General features: G+C 39.2%; 19 protein-coding genes. 15 read left to right on the top strand and 4 right to left on the bottom strand.

Going from position 1 to position 22,792, the window contains the following annotated elements; genetic code table 11:
* The first annotated feature begins 7 nt into the window (after window positions 1–7).
* The 7 genes from E4661_RS05795 (at window position 8) to rodA (ending at window position 7,747) form a co-directional block, all read left to right on the top strand.
* A complete protein-coding gene (locus E4661_RS05795; protein WP_136465884.1) occupies window positions 8–460 on the top strand; it encodes a GAF domain-containing protein in 453 nt (150 codons plus the stop codon).
* Between the two features lie 92 nt (window positions 461–552).
* Entirely contained in the window at window positions 553–2,085 is a 1,533-nt protein-coding gene (purH, locus tag E4661_RS05800; protein ID WP_136465885.1) for a bifunctional phosphoribosylaminoimidazolecarboxamide formyltransferase/IMP cyclohydrolase, read from the top strand.
* Window positions 2,086–2,140: 55 nt separating this feature from the next.
* Complete coding sequence (locus E4661_RS05805; RefSeq protein ID WP_136465886.1) at window positions 2,141–3,169, top strand: rod shape-determining protein; 1,029 nt, start codon at window positions 2,141–2,143, stop codon at window positions 3,167–3,169.
* Window positions 3,170–3,235: 66 nt separating this feature from the next.
* The gene (gene mreC, locus E4661_RS05810) at window positions 3,236–4,051 is read left to right on the top strand and encodes a rod shape-determining protein MreC (protein WP_136465887.1); all 816 of its coding nucleotides are present in this window, start codon (window positions 3,236–3,238) and stop codon (window positions 4,049–4,051) included.
* Window positions 4,052–4,127: 76 nt separating this feature from the next.
* Window positions 4,128–4,550, top strand: coding sequence for a rod shape-determining protein MreD (locus E4661_RS05815; protein ID WP_313779311.1), 423 nt, complete (start codon window positions 4,128–4,130; stop codon window positions 4,548–4,550).
* A gap of 55 nt (window positions 4,551–4,605) precedes the next feature.
* Window positions 4,606–6,474, top strand: a complete 1,869-nt coding sequence (locus tag E4661_RS05820; protein WP_136465889.1) for a peptidoglycan D,D-transpeptidase FtsI family protein — start codon at window positions 4,606–4,608, stop codon at window positions 6,472–6,474.
* On the top strand, window positions 6,464–7,747 hold the full coding sequence (gene rodA / locus E4661_RS05825) for a rod shape-determining protein RodA (protein ID WP_136465890.1): 1,284 nt from the start codon (window positions 6,464–6,466) through the stop codon (window positions 7,745–7,747). Before E4661_RS05820 ends, rodA begins: the two co-directional genes overlap by 11 nt.
* Here rodA and E4661_RS05830 read toward each other — a convergent pair.
* Together E4661_RS05830 and E4661_RS05835 are read right to left on the bottom strand one after the other, a co-directional pair.
* Window positions 7,744–8,544: a DNA/RNA non-specific endonuclease gene (locus E4661_RS05830; protein WP_136465891.1), complete on the bottom strand. Its 801-nt coding sequence runs from the start codon at window positions 8,542–8,544 to the stop codon at window positions 7,744–7,746. The two genes, rodA and E4661_RS05830, sit on opposite strands and share 4 nt — an antisense overlap.
* Window positions 8,545–8,634: 90 nt before the next feature.
* Window positions 8,635–10,836 carry a carboxy terminal-processing peptidase gene (locus E4661_RS05835; RefSeq protein ID WP_136465892.1) on the bottom strand — a complete coding sequence of 734 codons (2,202 nt, stop codon included), beginning with the start codon at window positions 10,834–10,836 and terminating at the stop codon, window positions 8,635–8,637.
* A 202-nt stretch (window positions 10,837–11,038) separates the two neighbouring features.
* Between E4661_RS05835 and surE the strand changes: the two genes are divergently transcribed.
* From surE to E4661_RS05860, 5 genes are read left to right on the top strand one after another with little or no spacing between them, the layout of a single operon-like run.
* Complete coding sequence (gene surE / locus E4661_RS05840; protein ID WP_136465893.1) at window positions 11,039–11,818, top strand: 5'/3'-nucleotidase SurE; 780 nt, start codon at window positions 11,039–11,041, stop codon at window positions 11,816–11,818.
* A complete protein-coding gene (locus E4661_RS05845) occupies window positions 11,808–12,095 on the top strand; it encodes a hypothetical protein (protein WP_136465894.1) in 288 nt (95 codons plus the stop codon). Before surE ends, E4661_RS05845 begins: the two co-directional genes overlap by 11 nt.
* Window positions 12,096–13,205: a lipid-A-disaccharide synthase gene (lpxB, locus tag E4661_RS05850; protein ID WP_136465895.1), complete on the top strand. Its 1,110-nt coding sequence runs from the start codon at window positions 12,096–12,098 to the stop codon at window positions 13,203–13,205. It begins immediately after the preceding gene.
* A gap of 31 nt (window positions 13,206–13,236) precedes the next feature.
* A complete protein-coding gene (locus E4661_RS05855; RefSeq protein ID WP_136465896.1) occupies window positions 13,237–13,788 on the top strand; it encodes a C40 family peptidase in 552 nt (183 codons plus the stop codon).
* Window positions 13,788–15,794: a ComEC/Rec2 family competence protein gene (locus E4661_RS05860; RefSeq protein ID WP_136465897.1), complete on the top strand. Its 2,007-nt coding sequence runs from the start codon at window positions 13,788–13,790 to the stop codon at window positions 15,792–15,794. The genes E4661_RS05855 and E4661_RS05860 overlap by 1 nt, the downstream gene beginning before the upstream one ends.
* Here E4661_RS05860 and E4661_RS05865 read toward each other — a convergent pair whose 3' ends face one another.
* On the bottom strand, window positions 15,795–17,327 hold the full coding sequence (locus E4661_RS05865; RefSeq protein ID WP_136465898.1) for a peptide MFS transporter: 1,533 nt from the start codon (window positions 17,325–17,327) through the stop codon (window positions 15,795–15,797). It lies immediately after the preceding gene.
* A 19-nt stretch (window positions 17,328–17,346) separates the two neighbouring features.
* Window positions 17,347–19,506, bottom strand: a complete 2,160-nt coding sequence (locus tag E4661_RS05870) for a S9 family peptidase (RefSeq protein ID WP_136465899.1) — start codon at window positions 19,504–19,506, stop codon at window positions 17,347–17,349.
* 155 nt (window positions 19,507–19,661) lie between these two features.
* On the opposite strand from E4661_RS05870, the gene E4661_RS05875 reads away from it, so the two are divergent.
* From E4661_RS05875 to E4661_RS05885, 3 genes are read left to right on the top strand one after another with little or no spacing between them, the layout of a single operon-like run.
* Window positions 19,662–20,975, top strand: coding sequence for a hydroxymethylglutaryl-CoA reductase, degradative (locus E4661_RS05875; RefSeq protein WP_136465900.1), 1,314 nt, complete (start codon window positions 19,662–19,664; stop codon window positions 20,973–20,975).
* Between the two features lie 2 nt (window positions 20,976–20,977).
* A complete protein-coding gene (locus E4661_RS05880) occupies window positions 20,978–21,904 on the top strand; it encodes a GYDIA family GHMP kinase (protein WP_136465901.1) in 927 nt (308 codons plus the stop codon).
* A gap of 51 nt (window positions 21,905–21,955) precedes the next feature.
* Entirely contained in the window at window positions 21,956–22,603 is a 648-nt protein-coding gene (locus E4661_RS05885) for a helix-turn-helix domain-containing protein (RefSeq protein WP_136465902.1), read from the top strand.
* Window positions 22,604–22,792 lie beyond the last annotated feature (189 nt).

Consider the following 22,792-nt stretch of genomic DNA (forward strand, 5'->3'; position numbering starts at 1 on the left):
CAATTCAATGTTAGCAGCCCTTAAACCTGAAGTAACCACAATTCTTTCTGACAATAAAAAAAGTGTTGAAAATCGTCTGGAGGCCGTCTGCCATCTTCTACGAGATGCCATCGATTATTACGACTGGGTAGGGTTTTATTTTAAAAATGGTAATAAAGAGGAATTGAAATTGGGGCCCTATGCCGGTGAGCCAACAGATCATACCATTATTCCCTTTGGGAAAGGTATTTGCGGGCAGGTTGCCGTGAGCAATGAAAACTTTGTGGTGCCTGACGTGGCTGCTCAGGACAACTATATCGCTTGTAGCATTACGGTAAAATCTGAAATCGTAATCCCAATGTTCAAAGATGGTGAGAATATTGGTCAAATTGACATCGATTCCAACACGCCTGACCCCTTTTCTGAAGATGATGAACGCTTTTTGGAATTTGTCAATCAAAAAGTATCACAAATTCTTTAAAACTAGTGGCATTTTGTTGATAACCCGCCCAACTTTTTAGTGACAAAAAAACTACTTTTGTGTGCTTAATAATTTGATTTTTAAGACACAAAATGAGCACCACCAAAAAAGCCTCCGCAGCACTTATATCCGTATTTCACAAAGATGGTTTGGAACCCATCGTCAAAAAATTGGATGAACTTGGAGTAACCTTGTACTCCACTGGAGGGACCGAAAAATTTATCCGTGATTTAGGTATTGATGTAGTTCCTGTTGAGGATGTAACAAGTTATCCTTCCATTTTAGGCGGACGTGTAAAAACGCTTCACCCAAAGGTTTTCGGCGGAATTCTTAACCGTCAGGACAACGAAAGTGATGTTGCTCAAATGGAGGAATTTGAAATTCCCCAATTGGATATTGTTATTGTTGACCTCTATCCTTTTGAAAAAACTGTCGCCAGTGGTGCTTCAGAACAGGATATTATTGAAAAAATTGATATTGGAGGTATTTCCCTGATCAGGGCCGCGGCCAAAAATTTCAAGGATGTGCTTTGTGTTTCCTCCATGGAGGATTATGCCGATTTCTTGAACGTTATTTCTGAAGGAGACGGCTCAACAACTATGGAAGACCGTAAACGTTTTGCCACCAAGGCTTTCAACGTTTCTTCACATTATGATTCAGCTATCTTCAATTATTTCAATGCAAATGGTGATGAGACCGCTCTCAAAATCAGTGAGCAAAATGGGAAGGTGCTTCGATATGGTGAAAATCCACATCAAAAAGGATATTTCTACGGTGATTTTGAAGCTATGTTCACCAAACTGCATGGCAAAGAGCTTTCCTATAATAATCTTTTGGATGTAGATGCTGCTGTAAATCTTATGGGGGAATTCAAAAATGATGACCCTACTTTTGCCATTCTAAAGCACAACAACGCGTGCGGATTGGCTACAAGAAGTTCCATAAAACAAGCTTATGTAGATGCATTGGCCGGAGATCCTGTATCCGCATTTGGTGGCATTTTGATTTCCAATGTTGAAATTGATGCTCCTACAGCTGAAGAAATCCATAAGCTATTTTGTGAAGTGGTTATTGCGCCATCTTATTCCGATGATGCTTTGGAAATCCTCAAAGGCAAAAAGAACCGTATCATCCTCATCCAGAATGAGGTTGCACTTCCTGAAACTTTGGTACGAACATGTCTTAATGGCGTATTGGTTCAGGATAAAGATTTCAAAACCGATTCTGCTGAAGAATTGACATCAGTAACCGACAAAAAACCGTCTTCCGAAGAAATCGAGGATTTAATCTTTGCTTCTAAATTGTGTAAGCATACCAAAAGCAATACCATTGTTTTGGCCAAAAACAAACAGCTTTGCGCTAGTGGAACTGGTCAAACTTCACGTGTAGATGCTTTAAACCAAGCTATCCACAAGGCTAAATCGTTTAATTTTGAGTTGGATGGCGCTGTAATGGCCAGTGACGCCTTCTTCCCATTCCCCGACTGCGTTGAGATTGCAGACAAAGCTGGAATAAAAAGTGTGATTCAACCTGGAGGTTCAATCAAGGATCAATTGAGCATTGATTATTGCAACGAAAACGGATTGGCAATGGTAATGACCGGGACTCGGCATTTTAAACATTAATTTTAGTACATTAGCCGATAAAATTTACCGTTAATCCGAAAAACCAGCGCTTTTTATGGGATTTTTTGATTTCATGACCGAGGAAATCGCTATTGACCTTGGTACTGCAAACACCCTGATAATTCATTTAGATAAAGTCGTAGTTGATAGTCCTTCCATTGTAGCCAGGGATAGAATCTCTGGAAAAATCATTGCTGTGGGAAGAGAAGCTAACATGATGCAGGGAAAAACCCATGAAAACATTAAAACCATCCGACCATTGAAGGATGGGGTAATCGCTGACTTTGATGCTTCGGAAAAGATGATCAACATGTTCATCAAAAACATTCCTGCGTTAAAGAAAAAATGGTTCCCACCGGCTTTACGAATGGTCATTTGTATTCCTTCGGGGATTACGGAGGTGGAAATGCGCGCTGTTCGGGAATCAGCAGAAAGGGTAAATGGCAAAGAAGTGTATTTGATTCATGAGCCCATGGCGGCGGCAATCGGTATTGGGCTTGATATTATGCAGCCCAAAGGAAATATGATTGTGGATATAGGGGGTGGAACTACGGAAATTGCGGTTATTGCTTTGGGTGGAATTGTCTGTGATAAGTCGGTAAAGATTGCGGGTGATGTATTTACCAATGACATCATCTATTATATGCGTACCCAGCACAACCTTTACGTTGGGGAAAGTACTGCTGAGGCCATTAAAATTGAAATTGGTTCGGCCACGGAAGATTTAAAATCCCCTCCAGATGATAAATCGATACAAGGAAGGGATCTTTTGACAGGAAAACCAAAACAAGTTCATGTTTCGTATCGTGAAATAGCCAAGGCATTGGACAAAAGTATTTTGAGAGTAGAGGATGCCGTTATGGAAACCTTGTCACAAACTCCTCCAGAACTTGCAGCTGATATCTACAACACTGGGATTTATCTTGCCGGTGGTGGATCCATGTTGAGAGGGTTGGATAGAAGGCTTTCGCAAAAAACGGACCTACCCGTTTATATTGCCGAAGATCCATTAAGAGCTGTGGTACGTGGAACGGGTATCGCTCTCAAAAATCTGGAACGCTATAAAAGTATATTGATAAAGTAAATTCGGTAGTAAAAACCGTTTTGGGGCCATTGGAAGTTTACGGACTTTCCTTAATGATACGATTGCATGCAGCGGATCATCAATTTTATTCTAAGGTATAGGAATGCTTTTCTCTATAGCTTTCTTATGATTATTGCTTTGAGCATGACCATTCGGTCGCACTCATATCATCAATCCAGATTTTTTAATTCCTCCAAATGGTTAACAGGCAATATTTATGGCATTGCCGCAAATATTTCTTCCTATTTTGGGCTTAGGCAAGAAAACCAACGATTAGTCCAAGAAAACGAAAGGTTACGGAGGTTACTTTTTAATTCGAAACAGGAAATCACCCAACAAGTCGACACTACCGCGCTTAATTATGAGGTAATCAGTGCCAATCTGATTAAAAACAGCTTTTCTTCCCCAAGAAATTACCTAACCATCAACAAAGGTAAAAACCAAGGAGTAACCCAAGATATGGGTGTAATCACCACTGAAGGAATCTTAGGTATTGTGGAGAATGTTTCTTCAAATTTTGCCACCGTTCAGAGTATTTTGAATACCAAATCGAGCGTTAATGCCAAAATCAAAAACTCGGAATATTTTGGTTCATTGGTATGGAATGAAGAAGATTATTCCGTAGCGCAACTGATTGACATTCCTAGATTGGTGCCATTGGTTGTAGGTGATACAATTGTTACAGGAGCCATGTCAAGTATATTTCCCGAAGGTATTCCCATTGGCGTCATCAAAAAATATGACTTGAACACTTCTCGAAGTTTTTACAATATAGATGTGCAATTGTTCAATGACATGGCCAACATTAAAAACGTCTACTTGATCAAGCATAAGAACAAGGAAGAGATTGAAGAACTGGAAGCAATGACCGAGAATGAATAGTACAATCTTCATAAATACGCTTCGATTTACATTACTTGTCCTAACACAAGTTCTAATTTTCAACACTTTGAACTTCATGGGATTCATAAACCCTTTGGTCTATGTGATTTTCTTCTATTGGTATCCCCTAAAGAGTAATCGGGCCGTATTCATGATTACTTCATTTCTTCTAGGGTTCATCATCGACATTTTCTCCGACACCCTTGCTTTACACTCCATAGCTGCTCTGACCGTGGCATACGTAAGACCAGTAATTATGCGTTTTTGTTTTGGGGTGAACTACGAGTTTCAAAATTTCAGTTTTAAGAATACCACCAAAGTACAACGCATTACCTTTTTGGCTTTGTTGATTCTGGTTCATCAGATAGTTTTCTTTTCATTGGAAATTCTAAGTATCTCGCACTTCCTTTTAATTTTAAAAAAGGTTTTTGCCACAGGAGTGGTAACTTTGGTACTGTGCACGCTTTTCAGTTCACTTTTTAGTCCAAAGAGCGAATAAAAAAGTAGTTATCTCGTTGAAATACAAAGGCCAAATGCTCAAAACATAATTATCCATGAAAAAACTGCTGCTATCCTCCATTGTTGTCATCATCGGATTTACGTTTATAGGAAGGCTTTCCTATTTGCAGCTTTTTCGCTTCTCTCCTGATCAATTGCTGGATGACCCCGCAATTAAAAAAATACACGACTATCCCGAACGCGGCTATATCTATGATAGAAACGGTGAACTTATGGTAGGCAACCAACCAGCTTACGATGTGATGGTAATTCCCCGTGAGGTAAGGCCCTTAGACACCTTGGAATTCTGCAACCTTTTAAAGATTGACAAAGAACGTTTCATTAGTAAAATGAAAAAAGCAAGGGTGTACTCACCTAGACTTCCTTCTGTTTTGGTACCTCAATTATCCAAAGAAGATTATGCAAGGCTCCAGGAAAAAATGCGCCATTTCGAGGGCTTTTATATCCAAAAGAGGTCTTTGCGATATTATACCACCAATAGTGCTGCCAATGTACTGGGCTATATTAGCGAAGTAAACGAATGGGAACTAAAAAACAACCCACATTACGTCGCAGGAGAATTAAAGGGACAAACCGGTATTGAAAAACAGTACGAAGAAATACTTCGCGGACAAAAAGGGGTAAAACATATCCAAAAGGATAGGTTCAATAGGGACATTGGCCCCTATAAAGGAGGAAAATTGGATACCCTTCCCGAGCAAGGGAAAGAAATCCATATTACCCTTGATAAAACCCTACAAGAATATGGAGAACGCTTGATGCATGGTAAACGCGGCGGCATAGTTGCCATTGAGCCCAAATCGGGCGAAATACTTGCCATGATATCAGGCCCCACCTATGACCCAGCACTTTTGGTAGGTCGTGAGAGGTCTAGAAACTATACCAAATTGCATTATGACACCATTGCCCAACCATTATTTGACCGCTCTATATCAGCCGAACCCTCTCCCGGGTCTCCTTTTAAAACCCTGAATGCCTTGGTAGCACTACAGGAAGGAGTGATTGACGAAAAAACAAAGTTTAGATGTTACAATGGATTTTATGTAGGCAATCAAAAGAAAGGATGCCATTGTGGAGGTGGAGTAAGGGATATGAATTCTGGGATATACCAATCCTGTAACGCTTATTTTGCAGGGACCTTTAGAAAGATATTTGAAAAATATCCATCAACCGATGAGGGAATGGATGTCTGGGAAAAGCATATGAAAAGCTTTGGTCTTGGGAGTTATTTGGGAACCGATATCCCAACAGGGCGGCCTGGAAGAATTCCTGGCAAGGCTTTTTATGACAGGTGGTACGGCGATGGACGATGGGCATCTTCTACAATTATCTCAAACTCCATTGGCCAAGGTGAAGTTGCCGCTACTCCATTGCAATTGGCAAATATGGCAGCAGCAATTGGCAATCGAGGATACTATTATACTCCTCATGTCATTAAAACCGTTGGAAACATGGGTGCTATTGATCCAAAATACACCGAACCCCATTACACAACAATTGACCGTGAATTTTTCGAACCGGTAATTCAGGGGATGGCCAATGTATATAAATACGGAACTGCCCGGTGGGTTCAGATTCCGGATATTGAAATAGCTGGAAAAACAGGAACCGTGGAAAATTTTACTAGGATAAATGGAGAGCGGATGCAGTTGACCGATCATTCTGTTTTTGTGGCGTTTGCACCGGTTGATAATCCAAAAATCGCATTGGCGGTTTATATTGAGAATGGCTATTACGGTTCTCGCTATGCGGGGCATATTGCATCACTATTGATAGAAAAATATATAAAAGGAGAAATCACCAGAAAAGATTTGGAAAAGCGCATGCTTGAGAAAACCTTGGAACATGAATATGCCAAGCCCTATAGTGGTGAACCTTTCAAGATAAATGAATATGTCTGGTAGAGGCCTATTTGGAAGGATTGATTGGCTGACTGTTTTTATTTATGCCCTTTTGGTTTTTATTGGGTGGGTGAATATTTATTCCACCACAATGACGGATGCCCATACTTCCATTTTTGATTTCTCAACCTTATACGGCAAACAATTCTTTTTTATTGGACTCGCCTTGATCGGTATTGTGTTCGTCCTTTTTATTGAAACCATTTTTTTTGAACGTTTTGCTTCAATTTTCTATATCGGCGCAGTACTGCTACTTATAGGTTTATTCCCCTTTGGAAAGACTATTGCCGGAGCAACATCTTGGTATGATTTGGGCTTTTTTAATCTTCAACCCTCAGAATTGGCCAAAGTGGCGACAGCTCTTGCACTGGCGAAATATTTGAGTGACATCCAAACGGACATTAAAACCCGAAAACATCAGCTTTACGCCTTAACCATTATACTGTTACCAGCATTACTGATTTTACCGCAACCAGACCCCGGAAGTTCGTTAATCTATTTTTCATTGTTCTTTGTACTTTTCAGAGAAGGTTTTCCACTATATTATTTGGGCATACTCGTATTTGCGGTGGTTTTGTTCGCCACCACACTTATGTTTGGCACTGTTTGGGTAGGCATCGGTTTAGGAATAGCAACCGTGTTGGTTTTCACCTTTAAAAGAGCTACAACCAAAATCCCGATTTTGCCTTTTAGTTTGGTACTGATTGTTTCCATGTTATTTTCACTGTCCGTTCGGTTTGTTTTTGACAACGTTTTTGAACAACGACACCGAGATCGTTTTGCGCTATGGCTCAGCTTGGAAAAAGATGAAGGTAAATTGGAAGAAATCAGAAAAACGATCGGGTACAATACATATCAATCCGAAAAAGCTATTGAATCTGGAGGTTTTTTTGGCAAAGGTTTTTTGGAAGGCACCCGTACAAAGGGAGATTTCGTTCCTGAACAGCACACAGATTATATTTTTAGCTCCGTCGGTGAAGAATGGGGCTTTTTGGGAACCACTACTGTAATCCTCCTATTTTCTTTTTTATTTCTGCGTTTGATTTTTATTGCGGAACGTCAAAAAAGCGATTTTAGTCGAATGTATGGCTATGGGGTTATCTCGATATTGTTTATCCATTATTTTGTGAACATTGGAATGGTAATCGGACTTTTGCCAACAATAGGTATACCACTGCCCTTCTTTAGTTATGGAGGTTCAGGTCTTATCTTTTTTACTATGCTGCTTTTTATTTTTTTGAAGTTGGATTCCAATCGGTTAAAGGACGGAATTTAAAAGTTCCAACTTGAAGTTCTTACGCCACTTTCAACTTTTTCCTGCCAAACTCTAGATTGATTTTTAAAAAAGTCAATAGCAGTCATTTTTTCAAGTTCATCGATAGGAATCAAAAAACTCTTAAGTCCTGCAGAACTTTCTTTATTCGGAATTAAAAAACACAGTACCTGAATTGACTCACCATCATTTCTAAAAACGATTTTATAAAATGCCTCTGGAACATCAACATCTTCATCACCTATTTCTTCCAATCCATTCTTTAAAACTCCTGCTGTAATAATTGTCAGGTCGCCATATTTTTTACACCACTTTCGTATTTGCTGCTCTAACCTGTTCCAAACCCCAGCATTAAAATCCCTCTCCTGGGGGCTTATGTTACTTGTATAAAAGGTTTCATTATACGCCTGTTCCGAAAATCTTCTATCACCGGCGGGGCACAAATGCCCTCTATCATATCCTGATCCTTTATAGTTTCTCCAATCGGCGGATTTGCTACTTACCTTTGGGTCTTCAATAAAGTAGGGTCGCTTTCTATCATCGTAGGTTAGATGCTCTTTTTTTAATTGATACGCCACCCACTCGGCCTGCTCATGGGGTTCGCTATAGGACAACATATAATGTTGATGCCTCACAATTTCACCTGTGGTTGAACTGGGCAAAAAATCCTTATGCAAAGTAGTTGGAGCTTCTTCTTTTGCAGGTGAGGAGTATGTATCCGGGGTATAAAAATTCTCAAAAACCCAAAAACCGATAATGCAAACCAATAGGAGCAATGTATATGTGGTCTTTCTATTCATAACTTTTCTTTCCTATAAGCAAATTTAGTATCCTTATCAAACAAAAAAAGCCGACTTATAGTCGGCTTCTATATTTCTCAACTAAGAAAATCATCCTTTTACGCTGGCCAATTTTCTTTCGTTATGTTTAATATTGTTTATCTGAAGATCCCTTAACACATTTACAGCTTCTTCCACGTATAAATCTCTAGCCAAATCTTTGTGCCAACGATTTCTTTTTTCTCTTAGAATAGGGTCTTGAGTGAACAATTCTGTTTCATACTTTAGTGATTCAAAAGTCAACTTGGAATCATATTCCCTAAGGCTTTTAAAGTGCTCAGAACGTTCTTTTGCTTCTTCGCCACGCTTTTTATAGTCATCATAATTCAATGAAATAACATTCTCATCTTGCTGTTCTTTCAACCATTGGGCATTTTCTTCAATTAGTTTGATATACTCATTGTTCGCCATTCTCGCCTTGCTATTAGCCACTGTGGTTTCAAAATCGATATAGCCATCCCATATTTTATAATCTGCCGGAGTAATTTTATCCCAACCCAATGGGTTTTCTTGATCCCTCTCGCCTAAATCTATATAGCTATAACGGTCAGGGACAACAATATCACTCTTAACACCTTCCAACTGGGTAGAACCACCGTTAATTCTGTAAAACTTTTGGGTTGTGAGCTTAATAGCACCTAGGTCTCCATGTTCATTGCTGCGCACAATATTATCCAAAGGAATAACATTTTGAACGGTACCCTTTCCGAAGGTCTGCTTACTTCCAATAACCACCGCACGTTTATAGTCTTGCATAGCAGCCGCTAAAATCTCTGAAGCAGAAGCGGACAACTCATTTACAAGGATTACCAATGGCCCATCCCATTGTATGCGCTCATCTTTATCTTCATGGACTTCTTTTCGTTGACCAGAAGATCTCACCTGAACAATTGGACCGTCCTCAATGAACAATCCCGCCATTTCAACCACGGTTTTCAATGACCCTCCTCCATTATCACGTAAATCCAAAACAATTCCTTCAACACCGGACTGCTTTAGTCGTTCTACTTCTTTAGCAACATCTGTTGCGGCATTTCTTTCTGTATAATCTTCAAAATCCACATAAAACTTAGGTAGATTGATTAATCCGTATTTGTGTCCATCCTTTTTAACTGTCGCCGATTTGGCAAAAGATTCTTCCAATTGCACTATGTCCCTAGTGATTGAAACCACCTCAATTGTACCATCCACTCTTCGAACAGTCAAATCCACCACAGTTCCTTTTGGGCCTTTTATCAGTTTTATCGCATCATCCAAACGCATACCCACAATATCTACGGGTTCTTCGCCATCTTGACCAACTTTTACAATCTCATCACCAACCTCTAGACTTTGGTCTCTCCAAACAGGCCCTCCGGAAATAACTTCCATAATACGGGCACCTTCGGGCTTCTTTTGCAATCTGGCCCCAATACCTTCAAACTTACCCGACATTCCGATATCAAACTTCTCTTTATCATCAGGAGCAAAGTAGTACGTGTGAGGGTCAAACTCATCTACTATAGTATTAATATACTGTACAAACCAATCTTTTCGCTCCAGTCCATCGACAAAATCGAAAAATTCATTCAGCGTGGTTTTTGTACTTTCTCTGGCAGATTGCTCCACCTCAGCCAAGGTCATATCCTTAAGCTGCTTTTGCTCAGGCTCAGAAGGTTTTTTGACCGCCACACTTGCCAAGTCGGGACTCCCATTTGCCGATCCCCCAGCGGAAATAGCATTTGCTCGAATTTCAACCTTTTCGTCATATAGGCCTAGAGTGTTGTATTTTAACTGTTTTCTCCAACGCTCTTTAAGTTGCTTTTTGTTAGAAGCATATTCCTGCTCTTTATAATCTATATTGATATCTTCTATTGCATTATAATCGAACGGTTCAGACAATACTTCTTCATAAACTGCTTTGGCTTCACCCATACGCTTCATTAAACGTTGGTAAACAATATTAAAGAAAGTGATTTCGGTATTTTTGATTTCGTCATCAATCATGAACCTGTACTTCTCGAATTCACGAATATCGCTAGCCAAAAAATATCGCTTTGTTGGATCTATTATATCGATAAAATCGTCAAAAACACTGGAAGAAAAATTATCGTTTAAGTCTTTTGGTTCATAGTGGCCTCGCTCGAGGACATAGGTAATCAAATCCAAAAGTAATTTGTCTTTGTCATCGTTTTCGAAAGACTTGTTTGTAAAACTGCAGGAGGCTACTGCAACAAGAATTACCAAAAGTGCTAAGGTGAAATTCTTTTTCATAATATGGTGTTTATTGGGAGCTAATTTATGTGACCAAATACAGTCTGTTCTTCATTAAATCCATCCCCGTTTCTGTTTATACGAATTCCCTAAGATACTGAAAAAACCGTGCCATTCCAGTTCGTCTCGTTTAATTTTTTGTTAAACGACGGGTGTATCATATCCTTATGAAAACGTATTTTTACATCATTAATTATCCAAAATGAAAAAACCGCTCATCTTAGTCACCAACGACGATGGCATAACAGCTCCGGGGCTCAGGGTTCTTATTAAGGCCATAAAGGAAATTGGAGAGGTAGTTGTAGTTGCCCCAGATAGTCCACAATCGGGCATGGGACATGCCATTACGATAGATAGTACGCTATATTCCAAAAAAGTTACCATTGACCATGAGGAAGGGGCTCCAAGTGAATATAGCTGCAGTGGCACTCCTGCAGATTGCGTAAAACTGGCGTTGCAAGAAATTTTGGATAAAAAGCCTGACCTCTGCGTAAGTGGCATAAATCATGGCTCCAATGCTTCCATCAATGTCATTTATTCAGGCACTATGAGTGCTGCCATCGAGGCAGGTATCGAGGGGATTCCAGCTATTGGCTTCTCACTTTGCGATTATTCTTGGGACGCCAATTTTGAACATTCCGTGATATCTATAAAGAGAATAGTTCAAGAAGCATTAAATCAGGGAATTCCTAAAGGAACCGTGCTCAATGTCAATATCCCAAAAACTGAAACTGAGCCCAAGGGTATAAAGGTCTGTAGACAAGCAAGAGCCAATTGGAAAGAGCAATTTGATAAGCGAACAAGCCCAACAGGAAAAGACTATTATTGGCTATCCGGAGAATTTGAACTATTGGACAAAGGTGAGGATACCGATGAATGGGCATTGGCGAACGGCTATGTTTCCATTGTCCCCACTCAATTTGACTTAACAGCTCATCATGTCATTTCAACAGTAAATAATTGGAACTTAAATGAAGAATAAAAAAGAGATTTTGATAGGTTTTGTGGTGGGAATCATTGCAAATGTCTTTGGCACCATGTTGTATATTTTACTTTTTTCAGATTTAGGCATAATTGAAACTTTTAATGTGGCAGTTGAACAAGGACACGTTGGCAGCATATTGGCCTTGGGTGCCATTCTTAATCTGGTCGCTTTTTTTGGATTTCTGCGATTAAAGAGAGATTACCGAGCCAGAGGTGTCATGATAGCGACTTTGTTAACAGCCTTGGTCATTTTATATTATAAGGTCTTTGTTTAAATGAAATACTACATTATTGCTGGTGAAGCTTCGGGAGACCTTCATGGCTCCAATCTGATCAAGGCCCTTAGAAAAAAAGACAAAGAGGCCAATATCAGGTGTTGGGGAGGTGATTTAATGCTAAAAGCCGGTGGTGATTTGGCAAAACACTACAAGGAAATGGCGTTTATGGGATTTTTAGAAGTCCTTAAAAACATTCCAACCATTTTCAAGAACATTTCGTTTTGCAAAGAGGATATTCAAAAATTCGACCCAGACCTAGTTATTTTCATTGATTTTTCAGGCTTCAACCTCCGTATTGCCCAATGGGCCAAGAAAAATGGTTTCAAAACCAACTACTATATTTCCCCACAAATATGGGCTTCACGAGAGAGTAGAATCAAAAAAATCAAACGGGATATCGACAACATGTACGTCATCCTTCCTTTCGAAAAAGATTTTTACGAAAAAAAACATAATTATCCGGTGCACTTTGTGGGACATCCTCTTATCGATGCGGTTGAAAACACGGAAATTGTAGATGAAGCTACATTCAGAAACGAAAACCATCTTCATCCACAAAAACCAATAATCGCACTTTTGCCCGGAAGCCGGAAGCAAGAAGTTCAAAAAATGTTGACAGTAATGCTTTCGGTTACAAAAGACTTTCCTGAGTATCAATTTGTAATTGCTGGCGCCCCAAGTTTGCCTGATGACTTTTATATGTCGTTTTTAAAAGAAGAAGTGGGTTATGTATCCAATCAAACCTACTCCTTGCTTAATCATTCCCATGCAGCTTTGGTTACAAGTGGAACGGCTACTTTGGAAACCGCCCTTTTTGAAATCCCTCAAGTGGTTTGTTACAAAGGCAATTGGATTTCCTATCAAATAGCGAAACGAATTATTACCCTCGATTACATTTCCTTGGTCAACTTGATAATGGACAAAGAAGTAGTTAAAGAATTGATTCAAAATGATTTAACTTCAAAAAACCTAAAACAGGAACTATTAAAAATAACTGAAGGCAAGGAGCGTGAACGCATATTATCCGATTACAAATCACTTAAAGAAAAATTAGGTGGAAAAGGCGCCAGTCAATTGGCCGCCCAATTAATCATCGAAAATGCTTAATTTATACGCCAAGAGTAAAATTTATTCTTGGATGTTAAAAAAAGTCCTTTATTTTCTTAGCCTACTATTAGTCGCAAGCTGCGGTTCAAAAAAAAGAACGTATAGCAAGAGCAAGCCCAAACCTATAATCGTATCGGTAGAAGGTTCTGCTGAGGAAGTGGCTCCGCCAAAGGAATCCAAAAAAGAGAAAAGAAAGAATACCAAAGCAAAAGTCATTGTTTCCACTGCGTTAAAATATAGTGGAACCCGATATAAATATGGCGGCACCACAAAAAAGGGCATGGATTGTTCGGGCCTTATTTTTGTTTCGTTAAAAGAAAACGATATTCTTTTTCCCAGGGTTTCTTATCAAATGGCAGAAAAAGGGAAACGAATAAAGCTTACTCAAGTACAAAAAGGCGATCTCCTTTACTTTAAGACCAGCAAACGTGGAAAGCGTATTAACCATGTGGGGCTGGTTGTCGATGTAAAAGGATCCAACATAAAATTTATACACTCTACAACCTCTAGGGGTGTAATTGTCTCTTCCTTACGGGAGGGATATTGGAACCATGCTTTTGTAAAGGCAATGCGTATTTTATAGTGCGATTTTTTGATTTTGTTTCCATACGACTGACCTTGTGTCTGGTGGTCGGGATTATTTTGGGATTTTATCTTGAAATAAATCCCCATATATCCTTTTTTGCCATTATTGGGCTGCTCCCCTTTTTATATTGGTCCAACAAAAAGCAAGCTCGAAAAGGTTTTCTATATTTTGAATTGACCACAATCTTGATTTCTGTATTGTTGGGAACTTTTGTTGTGCAGCTCCGACTATCCAACAACTATTTACTAAATGACTTAAAAGGTTCTAAACTCTGGGAAATCAAAATCACGGAAGTTCTTAAATCCAATCCGTACAATCAGCGGTATATTGCGCAAATTCTTTCTTTTGAAAAAACTGAGTCTTGCGGAAAAATACTAATAAGTATTCCCAATGATTCTATTTCCGTGCGATTGAAGGTTGATGACGAACTATTTGTGAACGCACCTTCAGAAGTTGTTAAACCTCCCCTAAATCCTCATCAATTTAATTATAAGGCTTTTTTAGGCAAACAGGGAATCCATCATCAAATAAGGGTGGCTTTTGAACAAATCTTACTCAAGAAAAATCCGGATAGAACTTTACTTGGAATAGCTTCTGCCCTGCGGACAAAAATCATTTCAAGTTTAAAAAGCAGGGGTTTTGGAGAAGAAGAATTAGGCGTAATCCAAGCATTGTTATTGGGGCAACGCGAGGATATTTCAAATGATACTTATAATGATTACAAAGATGCTGGAGCCATTCATATTCTTGCAGTTTCAGGGCTTCATGTTGGAATCTTATTGCTGCTTTTCCAATTTATCCTATCCCCTTTAGAACGATTACCTAAAGGTAAGACCTTAAAACTAATCGGCGTTGTGCTATTGCTTTGGGGCTACGCTTTCATCGCCGGACTATCCCCTTCTATTGTCAGGGCCGTCACCATGTTCAACTTTGTAGCTTATGCCATGTATTTGAATCGACCGACCAATTCATTCAATATCGTGGCGCTTTCCATGTTTTTCATTTTATTGGTTAAGCCGTTGTTTTTGTTTCAGGTTGGTTTTCAAATGAGCTATGCGGCAGTATTTTCAATTGTTTGGATTTATCCAAAGCTTCAACGATTTTGGTTCCCCAACAACATCTTTATTCGTAAAGCTTGGCAATTACTTTCTGTAAGTGTGGCTGCCCAACTGGGTGTATTACCCATCAGCTTGTTTTACTTTCATCAATTTCCGGCACTCTTTTTTATCTCCAACCTTATTGTCATTCCTTTTCTTGGCATCATCTTAGGGAAAGGTATTTTGATAATTGTTTTGTCTCTGATAGATTTATTACCCAATTTTTTGGTCGATAGTTACAATTTCATCATAAAGACCATGAACACGGTGATTTCTTGGATTGCAAAACAGGAAGATTTTGTAATTCGTGACATCCCATTTGATGTCTTTCAGTTACTGTTCATGTATGTTACCATAATTGGCGGGGCACTTTTTCTTTCCAAGCCAAAATGGAAAAACACCTTAGTGCTTATGTTGTCCATTATTGTATTACAAGCTTGGGGGATTTGGAAGCAATCTCAACTGAAACAACAAGAAGTTTTAATCGTAGCCCACAAAAACCGAAATACTTTATTGCTTTATCAAAAGGCAGATACTTTGAATCTTTATACAGCAGACAACATCAAAACTAATCGCATTGCAAAGGATTTTGCAGTAGCTGAAGGCATAGACCAAATTTTAGATTATCCATTAACTCATGGCTTCTACATCAACAATAGACATTTATATATTATGGATAGCCTTGCCATTTATCCTCCCAAAAAACATGTGGATTTTCTATTGCTGACCCAATCCCCGAAAATTAATCTGGAACGTTTGATTGATTCCATAAAACCCAAATTGATATTGGCCGATGGAAGCAATTATAAAAGTTATGTTGAGCAGTGGAAACAAACCTGCCTTAAAAAAGAAATCCCTTTTCATGATACCAATGAAAAGGGATTTTATGTTTTTGATTTGGATTAATTAGTGTACGTTGCCCATCAAGCGTTTCATTAAAGGCCCAAACAGTAATACCACCGCACCAGCCACTAAGGCATAAATGGCAATCAATCGGAAACCGTCCAAGTAGACATTCAAAGTCTCCAATCCACCAACATTGCTGTCTGTACTTTCAATAGCCAACTGTTTGGAGATGAATCCAACTATCTGGAAGGCATAGGCAGAAGATAGGAACCAAACTCCCATCATAAAAGCTACAATACGTTTGGGTGATAAATCGGTTATTTTAGAAAGTCCCACCGGAGACATAAAAAGTTCTCCCACGGAAATAATAAAATACAACCAGAGCAAATATGAGAACGGAACCATTCCATTTTCATCGGCACTACCACCACTCAAGGACACCACATAGAAGGCCAAACCTGCCAACACCAGCCCCATCCCAAACTTGTAGGGAGTTCTAGGGTTGATTTTCTTTTTGGCCATATAGGTCCACATGATGGAAATGGGAATCGACAAAATAACAATGAACATGGAGTTCAAAGCGTTGGTCTGACTTGCATTGATCAAGGACAGATCCACATTTCTCGCCGCAAACAAGGTAATCACACTACCATGCAGTTCGTGAAAGCCCCAGAAAATGGTCATAAAAAAGGTAATCAACAAGGCCATAAAGAGTTTTTTACGTTCATCTGCCGTTGATTTAACCATGATTGTTGCCATATAAATCAACACCGCTATCCCTACCAAATAGAATAACAGGTTTACAATATTTGTATCGGCAAAAGCAGTTCCCTCTGCGCCCAATGATTTGTATGAATGCAGCAAAAATGCAATCAATGGTGCTGATAAAAAGGCTAAAATTGGAATCAAATGTTTTTGTGGGATTCCCATCACCTTCTTTTCATATACCTCAACACTTGGTGGCTTCCCACCTTCGCCAAAAACATTCTTTTTGATTCCGCTCCAGAAAAACAGCAAGCCAGTTAACATGCCAATCCCTGCAAGGCCAAAACCATAGTGCCATCCATAAGTTTCACCTAGCCAACCGCAAAGCAAGGGAGAGATAAATCCTCCTATGTTGATTCCCATATAAAATATGGTAAATCCGGAATCTTTTCGTGGGTCACCATCTTTGTATAAGGTTCCAACAAAGGTTGAAATATTAGGTTTGAAAAAACCGTTCCCAACAATAATAAAGGCCAAGGCCAAAAAGAAAGCCATGTTATTTTCAATGGCCAGTACAAAATGCCCCAAAGCCATCAAAATTCCTCCCAAAAAGATGGAAGCACGCATCCCAAGAATGGAGTCCGAAATCTTCCCTCCTATTACCGTAGATGCATATACCAAAGAACCATAGGAAGCATACACTGCGGCAGCGGCATAATCCCTGGTTGACAAAGCCTCGAATATTACATTGACCATGTATAGCGTGAGCAATGCACGCATTCCGTAAAAACTAAAACGCTCCCACAGCTCAGCAAAGAACAAATAGAAAAGCCCCTGGGGGTGGCCCAGAAGTTGCTTTTCATTGGCTGGTTTTACAATATCTGACATATATTATGAGTTAGTTAGATTACAAGTTTTTCTTTACAAAATCAGTCATCTTGGTATATAGATGAAGTCTCGTATTTCCACCATAGATTCCATGGTTTCTATCCGGATAGATGGCCCATTCAAATGGTTTGTTGGCCTGTACCAAGGCTTCTATCATCCGCATGGAGTTCTGAACGTGTACATTGTCATCTCCCGAACCGTGCACCAACAAATATTTTCCTTTTAACAACTCTGGATAGTTAAACGGCGACTCGTTGTCGTATCCACCTGGGTTTTCCTGAGGGGTACGCATAAAACGCTCTGTATAAATGGTATCATAAAAACGCCATGATGTAACGGGAGCAACAGCAATAGCCATTTCAAAAACTCTATTACCTTTTAAAAGGGAGTTGGTACTCATGTGACCTCCGTAGCTCCAACCCCAGATTCCTGTTCTATCTTTGTCTATATAAGGAAGCTCGCTTAATTTTTTTGCCGCTGCAATCTGGTCTTGCGTTTCATATTTCACAAGATTCAAATAAGTGACCTTTTTAAAATCACGCCCTTTATAGCCGGTTCCACGTCCATCCACACAAGCAATAATATATCCTTCCGAAGCTAGCATTTCGTGCCAATAATCATTGGAACCAAACCACCGGTTTGCCACCTGCTGTGACCCTGGGCCACTATATTGGTACATGAAAAGAGGGTACTTTTTGTTCTCATCAAAATCAACCGGTTTAATCATATACATGTTTAAATCATTCCCGTTGATGTTAATCGTAGAAAACTCTTTGGGACTAATTTCATAACCTTCCAACTTTTTCAAAAGAGCTTGATTGTTTTTGATTTCCTTCAACAATTTCCCATCGGAGGCTTTATGCAAGGTGAATTCATAAGGAGTCGTCGCACTGGAAAATGTATTGATAAAATAGGTGTAATCTGTACTGAAATCAGCTCCGTTCGTACCTTCCTTAAGAGTCAGCCGTTTCTTTTTCTTACCATTGGTTCCAATACTGTAGACATCTCGGTTTATTGATTCATTTTCGGTAGACTGATAAAAAATCTTTTTTGTCTTGGAGTCATATCCATAATAATCGGTTACTTCCCATTCCCCTTCGGTGATTTGATTTTTCAACTTTCCATCTTTTCCATAAAGGTAAATGTGGTTGAATCCATCTACCTCGCTAATCCAAATAAAACTGTCATCAGACAAGAAAGTCAAATAATCCGTTACATCCACATAGGCATCGTCCCGCTCCTCCATAAGCAAAGAAACTGAATTGTCTGTGGCATCTACCGAATGTAATTTCATGTGGTTCTGGTGGCGGTTCAAGGTCTGGACGCTCAAATGATTTGGATTGTTCATCCATTTGATACGTGGAATGTAATAGGCATCACCCAAATTCACATTGGAGATACTACCCGAGGTCACATCGTACATGTGAAGAGATACCTTTGCATTTTCTTCACCCGCTTTAGGGTACTTGAACTCATATTGAAATGGATATAGGTTTTGGCCATAAACATCCATAGAGAAATGCGGTACATTGGTTTCATCAAATCGCAAAAAGCCTATTTTGGTTCCATTACTGTTCCACTCAAAAGCTCTTACAAAGGCAAATTCCTCTTCATATACCCAATCGGTTACACCATTGATAATGGTTCCTTTACTTCCGTCAGTGGTGATTTGTTTCGTGTTCCCAGTACCAATATTAAAAATGTAAATGTTGTTTTCCTTTACATAAGCGACTTTAGAACCGTCTGGAGACAACAAAGGTTCCTGAATTTTATCATCAGAAACCTTTGTTATTTTTTTCGATTTGATATCGTAGACATAATAAACCCCAAGTCGTGAATGTCTAAAAATAGCTTCAATCTCGGTTGCCAACAATACTTTAGATTCATCCTTGCTAAAGGTGTAAGAAGTAAAGAAAGGTACATCACCCGAAGACGAAACCATAGTCTCTACTTTTTCCAAAGTTTCGTAGTTGTATTTATCCAAGCTGCTAGACCTTGGCGAACGGTTAAAATTTAGAACTGTATATTGTTTTCCATTCTTCATGGATCTTAGCGCGTCCATATATTCAGTCCTGAATGCGCCTCCCCAAATATCTTCTAGGGTGATTTTTTTCTTTTGTGCTATAGATAAGGTTAAAACTCCAAAAGTAAGTAGGAACAGTAGGGTCCGTTTTTGCATTGAAATTGAAAATTGATTAAAAACCGTCAAGTTTACTAATATTTATTCAAAAAATAAACTTTGTTATTGCATTTGTGGCAAGAACCGACCAAAATTGGGCCTTGAAAAAGCCAAATCTGTATTATCCGTATATTTGAGCCCTTTAACCCAGTAAGATGAACACTCCCGTTGAAGGATTTTCAAAGCTTTCCAAGGCTGAAAAAATTGATTGGATAGCTTCTAATTTCACGAACAATCCAGAACGAACAAAACAATTACTTCAGCAATATTGGAATCCTGATAAGGAAGTTCAAAAAGTACATGATGAGTTTATAGAGAATACGGTCTCCAACTATTATCTCCCTTTTGCAATAGCCCCCAATTTTTTAATCAACGATAAGCTATATGCCATCCCTATGGCTATTGAGGAAAGTTCTGTAGTGGCAGCGGCAAGCAAAGCGGCTAAATTTTGGCTAGACCGAGGAGGGTTTAAAACTGAGGTGATTGGAACAGAAAAGGTAGGGCAGGTCCACTTTATTTTCAATGGAGATTCTTCAAAACTTCAAGCATTTTTTACTGAAATCAAACCAAATTTCTTTAAAAGCACAGCTTCCATCACCAAAAGCATGGAAAAAAGAGGTGGGGGCATCAAGGACATCGAACTGCGAAATCTTAGTGATAAAATCGAAGGGTACTATCAGTTGCACTGCGGCTTTGAGACCAAGGATGCCATGGGGGCAAACTTTATCAACTCGTGCTTGGAGCAATTCGCCGCTACCCTAAAGACGGAAGCTTTTGAATATGCTGGTTTCAATTCTGAAGAAAAGGATATTGAGGTTGTTATGAGCATTCTTTCCAACTATGTTCCCAATTGTTTGGTAAAGGCCGAAGTGAGCTGTCCCGTTAATGCCTTGAACGAAGATGGTATTCCTCCGAAAGAATTTGCCCAAAAACTAGCCCGAGCTGTAGAAATTGCCAAAGTAGAATCTTATAGAGCCGTGACCCATAACAAAGGAATTATGAACGGCGTTGATGCTGTTATTTTGGCCACGGGAAATGACTTTAGGGCCATAGAGGCGGGAGTACATGCTTATGCCTCAAGAAATGGCAGCTATTCCAGTTTGACCCATGCGAAAATTGAAAACGACGTTTTTACATTTTGGATTGAAGTTCCACTGGCCCTTGGCACTGTAGGTGGTCTAACCTCGCTGCACCCCTTGGTTAAATTGGCTTTGGAAATTCTTCAACAGCCATCTGCTGAAGAATTGATGGAAATAGTGGCCGTTGCCGGATTGGCACAAAATTTTGCAGCGGTACGATCATTGGTCACTACAGGAATCCAAAAAGGGCATATGAAAATGCACTTGTTGAATCTCTTGAATCAAATGGGCGCCACCGAAAGTGAGAAGCAACAGCTTGTACAATACTTCAAAACACATGCTGTGACAAATGCTTCAGTTAAAGAAGCACTTGAAAAGCTACAATCCTAGTGATGCAAAGGACCTTCTATAGCAACGGCAAATTGTTACTCTCCGGAGAGTATGCCATTTTAGACGGAGCTATGGGACTTGCTATTCCGACTAAATATGGACAATCCCTAGAGGTGACCGAAACTTCATCCGGATTATTGGATTGGAAAAGTTTTGATGAAAATGACCATGTTTGGTTTGAAGGAACTTATGCATTGGACAATCTGGCCGAAATTTCAAGTTCAGATAAATCAATCTCCGCTACCCTAATACAATTGCTTACCGAAGCTAAGGCCCAAAATCCAAACTTCTTGAAAAATCCAACTGGTTATGTGGTAGCGACCAAACTTAGTTTTCCACGTGCTTGGGGACTTGGTTCTTCATCAACCTTGATCAACAACATTGCCCAATGGGCAGAAGTTAATGCTTATCAACTTTTACAGAAGGCCTTCGGAGGGAGCGGATACGATATCGCTTGTGCTAAACATAATGCTCCCATTCTTTATCAATTAATTGATAAACAACCAAAAGTAAAGGAAGTCGCATTTGACCCCGAATTTAAAGATTCGCTTTATTTTGTCTATCTGAACCAGAAAAAGAGTAGCAAAGAGGCCATTGCTGCCTATCAAAAGCGACATTTTGATAAAAAAACTCTAATTTCAAAAGTTTCGTCAATCACCAAGACAATGGTGGAGGCAAAAACCTTGGACGAATTCGAATCTCTTATAAACCTGCATGAAGAAACCCTATCTAACATACTGGGGTTACCTCCGATAAAAGACAATCTCTTTCCAGATTTTCCTGGCACTATTAAAAGTCTTGGTGCTTGGGGTGGTGATTTTATGTTGGTGGTCGGAAACGAAAAAAACATGGCATATTTCATGTCAAAAGGGTATAAAACCATCATTCCGTATATTCAAATGGGGCATCCGTCAATTGGCCTACCATAAATTCGCACTTTTTTCACACTTTCATTTCCAGAAGACCAAAAGATTTTATCTATGTCATTCTGGAAGCACATTTTATCCTACTTTAAAAAAAGTTCCTGCTCCTTAACCCACAAACTTCTTTTGCTTTTTCTGCCATTATTGGGGAACATTATTTTTGTATTGGTTTACGGTTGGTTAAAGTTGGATAATGAGCATTTCCCCCTTCTGGATTACTCGCAATGGACTTCGTTATTTCTATGTGTTGCCATAATTCGGATACTATGGAAGCACCTTAGAAACAATAATCAAACATCTATTGACGCACAAGCACCGGATAAAAAGGATAAATATGGAAAAACAGGACTTTCCAAATCTTTTTCTCTTGAACTTAAAACCAAGTTGGAATATTTAATGAACACCAAACAATTATATTTACAACATAACCTTAAGTTAGATGATATTGCCGAATTATTGGATGTCTCAAGACACCATGCATCCCAAGTCATAAACGAAAACTTTAAGGTGAATTTCTACGATTATATAAATGCCTACCGAATTGAAAATGCAAAAAGTAAATTGTCTACAAACAACAATGCATCTCAATCAATTTCTGACATTGCCTACGAATGTGGGTTTAACAACCGGGTTTCCTTTTACAAAGCCTTTAAGAAGATAACCCGAATCACCCCTACCCAGTTTATTGAGAAAAAAGCTGCCTAAGTAAGTTTCAATATTTTGTTTTGCATTCAAAATGGCAGTATGCCGAATTGTTATATTGCCATGCATCTGGCCAGCCTCCAAAGTGTGATTGACACCAATATTATCTTTCGTATATGTTCAGATGTTGGAATCAACTTTGGTGTAAATGTTAATATGCTTCGGCACACTTGTAAAGGTTATTAAGCTTTT

The organism is Flagellimonas onchidii (assembly GCF_004804315.1).
Classification (GTDB): Bacteria; Bacteroidota; Bacteroidia; order Flavobacteriales; family Flavobacteriaceae; genus Flagellimonas; species Flagellimonas onchidii.

What these genes read in the sequence shown, in the direction of transcription:
- E4661_RS05880 (WP_136465901.1), top strand. Translation starts at nt 20,978, where the DNA reads ATGCAAAGGACCTTCTATAGCAACGGCAAATTGTTACTCTCCGGAGAG.
- E4661_RS05835 (WP_136465892.1), bottom strand. Translation starts at nt 10,836, where the DNA reads ATGAAAAAGAATTTCACCTTAGCACTTTTGGTAATTCTTGTTGCAGTA.
- E4661_RS05845 (WP_136465894.1), top strand. Translation starts at nt 11,808, where the DNA reads ATGAAGAATAAAAAAGAGATTTTGATAGGTTTTGTGGTGGGAATCATT.
- purH (WP_136465885.1), top strand. Translation starts at nt 553, where the DNA reads ATGAGCACCACCAAAAAAGCCTCCGCAGCACTTATATCCGTATTTCAC.
- E4661_RS05885 (WP_136465902.1), top strand. Translation starts at nt 21,956, where the DNA reads ATGTCATTCTGGAAGCACATTTTATCCTACTTTAAAAAAAGTTCCTGC.
- E4661_RS05855 (WP_136465896.1), top strand. Translation starts at nt 13,237, where the DNA reads ATGTTAAAAAAAGTCCTTTATTTTCTTAGCCTACTATTAGTCGCAAGC.
- lpxB (WP_136465895.1), top strand. Translation starts at nt 12,096, where the DNA reads ATGAAATACTACATTATTGCTGGTGAAGCTTCGGGAGACCTTCATGGC.
- E4661_RS05805 (WP_136465886.1), top strand. Translation starts at nt 2,141, where the DNA reads ATGGGATTTTTTGATTTCATGACCGAGGAAATCGCTATTGACCTTGGT.
- E4661_RS05815 (WP_313779311.1), top strand. Translation starts at nt 4,128, where the DNA reads ATGGGATTCATAAACCCTTTGGTCTATGTGATTTTCTTCTATTGGTAT.
- E4661_RS05795 (WP_136465884.1), top strand. Translation starts at nt 8, where the DNA reads ATGTTAGCAGCCCTTAAACCTGAAGTAACCACAATTCTTTCTGACAAT.
- surE (WP_136465893.1), top strand. Translation starts at nt 11,039, where the DNA reads ATGAAAAAACCGCTCATCTTAGTCACCAACGACGATGGCATAACAGCT.
- E4661_RS05870 (WP_136465899.1), bottom strand. Translation starts at nt 19,506, where the DNA reads ATGCAAAAACGGACCCTACTGTTCCTACTTACTTTTGGAGTTTTAACC.
- E4661_RS05865 (WP_136465898.1), bottom strand. Translation starts at nt 17,327, where the DNA reads ATGTCAGATATTGTAAAACCAGCCAATGAAAAGCAACTTCTGGGCCAC.
- mreC (WP_136465887.1), top strand. Translation starts at nt 3,236, where the DNA reads ATGCAGCGGATCATCAATTTTATTCTAAGGTATAGGAATGCTTTTCTC.
- E4661_RS05820 (WP_136465889.1), top strand. Translation starts at nt 4,606, where the DNA reads ATGAAAAAACTGCTGCTATCCTCCATTGTTGTCATCATCGGATTTACG.
- E4661_RS05830 (WP_136465891.1), bottom strand. Translation starts at nt 8,544, where the DNA reads ATGAATAGAAAGACCACATATACATTGCTCCTATTGGTTTGCATTATC.
- E4661_RS05875 (WP_136465900.1), top strand. Translation starts at nt 19,662, where the DNA reads ATGAACACTCCCGTTGAAGGATTTTCAAAGCTTTCCAAGGCTGAAAAA.
- rodA (WP_136465890.1), top strand. Translation starts at nt 6,464, where the DNA reads ATGTCTGGTAGAGGCCTATTTGGAAGGATTGATTGGCTGACTGTTTTT.